This is a genomic window from Kitasatospora sp. NPDC094028 (assembly GCF_049543595.1).
In the GTDB taxonomy this organism is placed as follows: Bacteria; Actinomycetota; Actinomycetes; order Streptomycetales; family Streptomycetaceae; genus Kitasatospora.
This window is the reverse complement of sequence record NZ_JBMVFA010000027.1, coordinates 114,968-121,916: the sequence shown is the minus strand read 5'-3', so window position 1 is coordinate 121,916 and position 6,949 is coordinate 114,968. Positions and strand designations below refer to the sequence as shown.

Annotated in this window: 7 protein-coding genes; 6 read left to right on the top strand and 1 reads right to left on the bottom strand. The window is 68.8% G+C overall.

The features are described from left to right. Window positions 1-1,073: 1,073 nt before the first annotated feature. Window positions 1,074-1,544: an XF1762 family protein gene (locus tag ACPC54_RS30890; protein WP_498969530.1), complete on the bottom strand. Its 471-nt coding sequence runs from the start codon at window positions 1,542-1,544 to the stop codon at window positions 1,074-1,076. A gap of 204 nt (window positions 1,545-1,748) precedes the next feature. Between ACPC54_RS30890 and ACPC54_RS30885 the strand changes: the two genes are divergently transcribed. The 6 genes from ACPC54_RS30885 to ACPC54_RS30860 all read left to right on the top strand — a co-directional run bounded on the left by ACPC54_RS30885 (window position 1,749) and on the right by ACPC54_RS30860 (window position 6,797). Next, a complete protein-coding gene (locus ACPC54_RS30885; protein WP_498969529.1) occupies window positions 1,749-2,108 on the top strand; it encodes a hypothetical protein in 360 nt (119 codons plus the stop codon). A gap of 55 nt (window positions 2,109-2,163) precedes the next feature. Beyond that, entirely contained in the window at window positions 2,164-2,505 is a 342-nt protein-coding gene (locus ACPC54_RS30880) for a hypothetical protein (RefSeq protein WP_498969528.1), read from the top strand. Between the two features lie 67 nt (window positions 2,506-2,572). Then, window positions 2,573-3,667 (top strand): hypothetical protein, encoded by a 1,095-nt coding sequence (locus ACPC54_RS30875; RefSeq protein ID WP_498969527.1) that lies wholly within the window; start codon window positions 2,573-2,575, stop codon window positions 3,665-3,667. Then, complete coding sequence (locus tag ACPC54_RS30870) at window positions 3,664-5,001, top strand: site-specific integrase (protein ID WP_498969526.1); 1,338 nt, start codon at window positions 3,664-3,666, stop codon at window positions 4,999-5,001. The genes ACPC54_RS30875 and ACPC54_RS30870 overlap by 4 nt, the downstream gene beginning before the upstream one ends. Window positions 5,002-5,181: 180 nt before the next feature. Further along, a complete protein-coding gene (locus ACPC54_RS30865) occupies window positions 5,182-6,021 on the top strand; it encodes a nucleotide-binding protein (RefSeq protein WP_498969524.1) in 840 nt (279 codons plus the stop codon). Beyond that, window positions 6,021-6,797 carry a hypothetical protein gene (locus ACPC54_RS30860; RefSeq protein ID WP_498969522.1) on the top strand — a complete coding sequence of 259 codons (777 nt, stop codon included), beginning with the start codon at window positions 6,021-6,023 and terminating at the stop codon, window positions 6,795-6,797. Before ACPC54_RS30865 ends, ACPC54_RS30860 begins: the two co-directional genes overlap by 1 nt. Window positions 6,798-6,949: the final 152 nt, after the last annotated feature.

Here is a 6,949-nt window from a genome sequence, read left to right as displayed (position 1 = left end):
CCCCGCCCCTGGCCGGCGCCCCCCGCTTCAGCCCCCCCCGGGGGCTCCCCCCAATCCCCCTGCCCCCCCCGGGGCCCCCCCGGGGGGGGGGGTGGGGGGGGGGGGCGGGGGGGGGGGCCCCCCCCCCCCGACCTGCGACCAGCGGACGGTAGCCCTCCAGGGGCAGCAGCTTCTCCTGCCGCCCGCACTGGCCACTCGCATCCGCCTGCCGAGGATCTGCTTACCGGCCCGCTCGCGCCTGTGTCGCGCCCTGACCCGGCGGCGTTACCGACCGCGCCACCGGAATTCACGACTCCGCAGGTCAGCGGATTGATAGCGTGCGGCCTTCTTGTCGCCCTCGAATATCGCCGGGCATGCATTTGCGAGCCGCCTACAGGGAGCCCTACGATTACCGAAGGCACTGCATTCCAGGGGGCCACACCCCTGGGACCCTCCACGCATTCTGGGCTCATTCATGTCCAGGGCCCGGACGCGGCTTGCGCGTCCACCTCGGAGGGGAGCAGCGTTCCATGACAGTTCGGACGAGGGCGGGCGGCGATGAGCCGGACCCCAAGGATGACCAGGGACGCCGCCGGCAGTGGTGCGCGATCGCCATTGAGCTCTTGAAGTTGTTGCGAGAGGTTCTTCGCCTGCTGTAAGGGGCCGGTGCGACCGGGGATGGCCATCCCCAGCCGCACCTTCGGTGGTTGCCGCCATTGGCGGTTTGCCTGCCGTCCGGGCCATTCCTGCCGTGGAGTCCGCCCGGACGGCACTTCACCATGTTCTCCGGCAGATCCATACCGGAAGTTCATTGAGAATGATTCATTCCGATTTCAAATCGGAATCGATTCTGATCGTTCTTGTTGATTTGCAGTGGCGTGTGGCGTGACGTTTCGAAGTCGGTGGCAGACGACATCGAAAACGTTTCAGTGTCGTTGAGTCTAGCCGGAAGCTCGGCGTTAGACAAACGGCATCGATGATTCCCGTTTCAAATCTCCCGCCGAGATTCTTCGATCCATTGCGTTCGTCTTCCCCGGTTCCTCCGCGATACTTCCGGTGCGGTATCGCGGTGCGAAGTCCGTCGATGTTCGCCGTCAGTTCTCGGATGCTTCCCAGAGCGTGCGGGCGACCTGGTCGGTCCCGAGTGGCCGGCGGGGTCGACTGGTGCAGTGCCAGCCGGGCCGGGGTGGGCGGTGGGCGAGGACCCGCCAGCCGGCGGCGCGCAGGCTGGCGCCGGTTTCGCCGGCCTGGGTGTAGGTGACGAGACGGGTGTATCCGAGGGCCTTGGCGGCGCGCCAACTCGCTCCGTACAGGAGGCTGTTGGCGTTTCGCGTGCCGTCCGTGGCGGTGCGGGTGACCTCCAGGGTCTGACCGTTGTCGAGGTGACGGGCGACCGGCCGGCCGACGATGGCGACTGCGCGAAGCGTGCCGTGCTGATCGGCGGCGCCGATGGCGAAGATCATGCCGGGCGGGGGCCGGTGGTGGCGGTGCCAGGCTGCGACGAAGTCGCGGGCGTCCTTGAAGCGGACCGGCACCAGGTGCAGGCGGAGGTCGGGGTCGGTCACGGGCGGCACGATGGTCGGGCGGCACGGCTTGTGTCGCGATGTCCTGCGGCAAGGCCATAGGAACGTTCCCAGGACGGTCCCTACGCCCCTCGACGGCTTCCGCCGCATGTTAACGATCGTTAGCCTCGTATATTCTCCAATATGCAAGGCAACCGCTGTGAGAGGCTTCCCCTCGTCAGCACCCTTCGCGCGCAGGAGAGCACCGTGACGACGTCGACACCGCCCGGGCTGCCACTGGAGCGCGCCGTGGACGGCCTCGCCAGCTTCCTCCGGGCCCGGCTCGCCGAGCGCGCCGCCGACCCGGCGGTGCCGACCGAGACCCGCGAGGTCTTCGCCCGGCAGCGGAGCGACATCTCCCGGATCGCCGCCCACGCCCACAGCACCGGCCCACTCCAGCAGATCCACGCCCTGAGACTGCTGCGGGATATGTCGCTGCTCTGGTACAGCCACGACGACCACCCCGACACCCCATGGCTCGAACAGCTCACCACGATGGACCCCAACGCCGCGCTGCGCCACCTCCAGGACGTCCAGCAGCACCAGGCCGGACGCATGGGAGACTGACCATCAACAGCCTTACATCGCACCTTTGTTGACCCGCGCAGACAGGACTTCGCCCGTGCAGCCCGAACCGATGACGTACAACGACTTCGAGGACCGCATCGAGGCCGAAGCCCAGACGCGGCGCCGGCAGGCCGCCGACCTGGAGCACATCGCGACCTACTACGGGCTGGAGAGCCGCATGGGCATCCGAGTCGCGCTCGGCGGCCGGGTCCGCCACGACGGCCGCGAGGGCGTCATCGTGGACACCGCCGGGCAGCGGCTCAAGGTGACGTTCTACGGCGACGAGCAGTCCAGCATCTGCCACGCCACCTGGGCGATGGAGTACGAGACGGCCACCGGCTGGGTAGCGGCCACCCCCGCCCCGGACCCGTGGGCCGCCGGCCCGGCCGTCGCATGAGCGCCGCGGACGCGAATGGCACCGCCGGTCACTGAACTGCTCTACTGCTAAAGGGACTTGCAACAAGATGATGAACGATAGCCGACCCGAGGACGGGCCTGACGAGGGCTCGACGACCATGGCCGACGAGTTGGAGCAGGCCGGCCACAGGGACCGGATCGGCCTGCTGCACAAGCTGCTGTGCACCGTGGTCCGCGAGCGGCGGCGCTCCGGCGCGCACGTCGACCCGATCGCTCAGCGCCTGGCCGACCAGGTGGTCGAGGAGATGCTGGACTTCGGCACCCGCTTCGGCGAACTCGCCGAAGCCGCGGGCAGCCCGGCGAACATGACGTTCAAGCAGCTGGAGCAACTCCTCGACCGCGTCCTCCAGTTGCTCTTCCCGGAGGCCGCGCAGCGGCTGAGCGAGATCGCCGAGATGCGCGAGCACACCATCGCCCGGGTCGCCGAGCTGCGTACCGCCCGGCCGCCGGCGAGAAAGACTGCCGTCATCCGGGACAGGGCCGACCGCTTGGTCGCCTTCATCAACGGCCGGGCTGCCGACCACCCCGAGGAGCGGCTGCACGGCGACCTCGGCGTCATGATGCGCGAAGTCGCCTACGCGCACGGCGCCCTCGACACCCTGCTCGACCTGGAGCACACCCACCTCGCCGGCAGGCATCTCGCCTACCTGGTGCGCATCGCCGAGCAGTGGAGCTCCCACCCGGACTTCGCCGCGCTCGACACGACGTTCCTCCTCGACCGCGGCAACAACGACGGCAAGCGCATCACCGTCCGCCTCGGCGACGTCCGGGCCGGCGGCGACACCAAGACCACCCACGTCCAGCGTCCGCCGCTCACCGATACCGACGCCCAGCAGAGCGCTTCGCGCTGGGCCCCGCCTGAGCAGGCCCCTGCGGAACCGACCACCAGCAGGCACCACGACTTCGTCGGCTTCGTCCGCTCCCGCCTCCACGAGGAGCTGGCCAAGCCCGGCCTCCACCACTCCACCAAGCGCAGCCTGGAGCGCAAGCTGGCGCGGGTGGGCGTGATCGCCGACCAGATGGACGGCACCGTCCCGGCCTCGCTGATGGACCGCGCGGCCAACGCCGCCGATCTCGCCAACCTCGCCCGGCTCTGGCGCTCCCACCCCAGCTATCCGGTCCCCCGCGGCGGCCAGGGGTGAGCACCGATCTCGACGTCCTGGACGGCGAACTCATCGACGGCGGCGACAGCGGGCCGCTGCCGGCCGTCGTCGCCGAAGAGCACGGGATCGACGTCAGCGGCTTCGACCGGGACACGGTGCTGGTGGCCGGCCAGCCGCTGCCAGTCAAGTTCGTCGCGCCCGCGTACACGGCGCCCGACTTCGTCATCAGCGAGGAGATCGCGCAGCTTCTCGCCGAGTCGACGGTGCCCAACACCGACAGCAACCACCGGGCGCGGGTGCGGGTGTTCCAGCGCTGGTGCGCCGAGCGCGGCCGTGTCGCGTTGCCCTGCACCACGGCGACGCTGATCGAGTACACCGGCTGGATGATCCTCAGCGGCGCCTATGCCCCCAACTCCGTCTCGGACTACCACAGTTCGGTAGTCACCTGGCAGGAGCGAAAGACCCCCGGGCACACCCGGCCCGGCACCATTCAGACCAGCAAGATGATCGCCGCGTTCCGCGCGCGGTGGTCGACGAAAAAGACCGAGAAGCAGTCGCCCGCGATCCTCGAAGCCGACCTCGAAGAGATGCTCGCTGTCTGCGACGAAGACCCGCGCCGCGGCGCCCGCCTGCGGGACGCTGCCCTGCTCACCATGGGCTGGCACCTGCTCAGCCGCCGCATCGAGCTGGCGCATCTGCTCCCGCTCCACGCTGGCCTGGAGAGGGACGGCATCGCGATTCGCCTCATCGACCGCAAGACCCGTCACGACGGATCGGCGTTCGAGACGTGGCTGCCGGCCCGCGACGACGCCCCGCACCTGTGCCCGGTACGGCGGCTGCGGGCCTGGCTGGAGTACCGCCGGATCGTCCATGTGCCCCAGGACCGGGCGCTCTTCGCCGCGCTCGACAAGGCCGGCCGCCCTCAGGTTCGCCTCACTCCGCAGACCCGACCCAAGCACCCGGGCGGCCGGCCCAAGGACGACCACGAGATCACCGACGAGGAGTGGACGGCCTTGTCCTACCTGTCGGGTGAAGCCGTCAACACGATCATCAAGGCCCGAGCCACGAGCGCCTACCTCCGGGTGGCCGGCCTCCCCGAGGAGCAGCGCATCGCCCTCGGCTACAACGCGCTGCTCGACGCCGCCACCGCGAAGGCCGTCACCGCCCACGGTGTCCGAGCTGGCGGGGCTTCCGCGCTGCGAGAGGCCGGCGTCTCCGAAGACCAGATCGCCGAGATGGGCGACTGGCGCAAGGACAGTGCGGCGATGCGCCGATACTTCCGCAGGATCAGGGCGAGGCTGCAGAACCCGTGGGCCTCCGCCCGGGCCGAGCGGATGGAGCAGCGGGAACGGATCGCTCGCAGTGGCGGCTAGGCAACGGTGCTCTGAGTGGGTCGAGGCGTTCAACGGGCCTGGCCGGAAGTTTGACACGCCACCTGATGCAGAGCAGCACCGGCATACGGCTACGCTCAGTGCGACCGCACGTGTGGTGCCCCGCTTCTTGCCAAGCGGGGCACCTGGGCCGCATCACCCGGAATCAGCAAGGAGAGAGCGATGACGACCACCAGTTCCGAGGGTATCCCGCGATCGGAGGCGCTGGCAGCGGCGGCCGCCGATCTGGTCCTTGAGCCCGTGGATGAGGTCTCGGAGGAGGCCCCGACCGCGGAGCAGCAGGCCGGGCTGATCTTGAAGAACGCGAAGAAGCTCGCCGCGCAGGAGGCTGCTCGCGCCACCCTGGCGTGGCTGGCCCAGGGCAAGAAGAAGAAGAAGGTCATCGCCGTTGGCGGGCTCAAGGGCGGTGTTGGGAAGTCGACGATGGCGATCTATCTCGCACTCGTCTACGCCGTTCACTACGGCCTCAAGGTCCTGCTTGTCGACGCCGACCCGCAGTCCCAGACGGCCTACGACTGGTACCGGATCACGAAGAAGAAGGGCGATCCGCTGCCGTTCGACATCGAGACGTGGCCGCATGCCCGCGTCGGTGATCGCATCATGGAGGACACCGACGGCTACGACGTCGTGGTGGTCGACTGCGGTGGTGAGTCGGCCGACATCTTCGGCTCGGCGGTGGCTGTCTGCGACCAGGTTCTCTTCATCACCTCGCCCCGCAAGGCCGAGATGCGCCGCATCAAGGGCTCGCTGGACGGCGCGCTGTCCGCAGCCAAGCACGTAGGCCGCCTGGCCGAGATCGAAGCGTTCGTCGCGTTCACCCGGGTCAAGAGCTCCCGCGTCTCCCACAACACCGCGGCCCGGGAGAAGATCAAGAACCACGGCTACGACCTCCTCCCCGCTGAGATCCCCGATCACGTGGAGTACGAGGACGCCATGGAGACCTGCCCGAAGGACCTGGGGCACTACCTGCCGCTGGTCGAGACCCTGGAGATGACTGCCTGATGGCCCGCCTTGGCGACTTCGACCTCAACGACTCCAGCGAGGCTGCTTCCCCGCACGCCAACGACGGAGGCGGCAAGTCGAACACCAACCGCTTGCCCGCTCCGCGAACCGCGGAGCTGCCCAACCCTGAGTCCAAGCCGATTGAGCAGCTTGCGGTCTGCGAGCGGGGCATCGCCGCCGCGAAGGCCCGCTGGCGGCAGGCGAACAACGACGCGATGGCCGCGTTCGTCGACGAGGCAGGCCCCTACCTGACCTGGGTCCACGAGCACAAGCTCCACAAGTACCTCAAGGGCCCGGACGGCAAGCCCTACGGGTCCTTCGAGCGGTACCTCAGGACCGAGCACGACATCTCGCGATCCAGCGGCTACCGGATCACGCGAACGATCCCGCTCCTTCGGGCCCTGAAATCTGCCGAGAACCCTGTCGCAGACCTGTCGGTTCGGCAGACCGAGGTGCTGCACCCCGTTCGCAAGCAGCTGGGAGCGGAGTCTGTTGTCATCGTCTGGGACCTAGCCTGGGGGTCGAAGAAGGGCGCCGTGCCGACCCCTGACGAGCTCTCGAAGGCCATCGAGATCCTTGACCTCAAGCTCGCCAAGTCGGATGACCCTGCCGAGCTCCCGCCGTCCGCGAAGCCCGGTGTGGTGGATCGCGCGGAGAAGCTGCTCGCTCCTGCCGCGGTCCGCGAGGCCGTACAGGCGAACCCCGAGCGAGTCCTACTGCTGTTCCAGACCCTGCAGCTGGCGCTCAAGGAGGCCGGTCACCTTCCGGTGAGCTGACTCGGTTTTTGTGCCACATGTGGCACAGTTTTGGGCCGCCCCGCACCCCACGGTGCGGGGCGGCCTGCTGTCTTCGCCTGGGCGGTGTAACACTTTTCGGCCCCGGGCCGTACGTGTCTGTGAGGGGTGCTGGAGTGGAGCCGGAACCTCTC

What these genes read in the sequence shown, in the direction of transcription:
- ACPC54_RS30875 (WP_498969527.1), top strand. Translation starts at nt 2,573, where the DNA reads ATGATGAACGATAGCCGACCCGAGGACGGGCCTGACGAGGGCTCGACG.
- ACPC54_RS30865 (WP_498969524.1), top strand. Translation starts at nt 5,182, where the DNA reads ATGACGACCACCAGTTCCGAGGGTATCCCGCGATCGGAGGCGCTGGCA.
- ACPC54_RS30860 (WP_498969522.1), top strand. Translation starts at nt 6,021, where the DNA reads ATGGCCCGCCTTGGCGACTTCGACCTCAACGACTCCAGCGAGGCTGCT.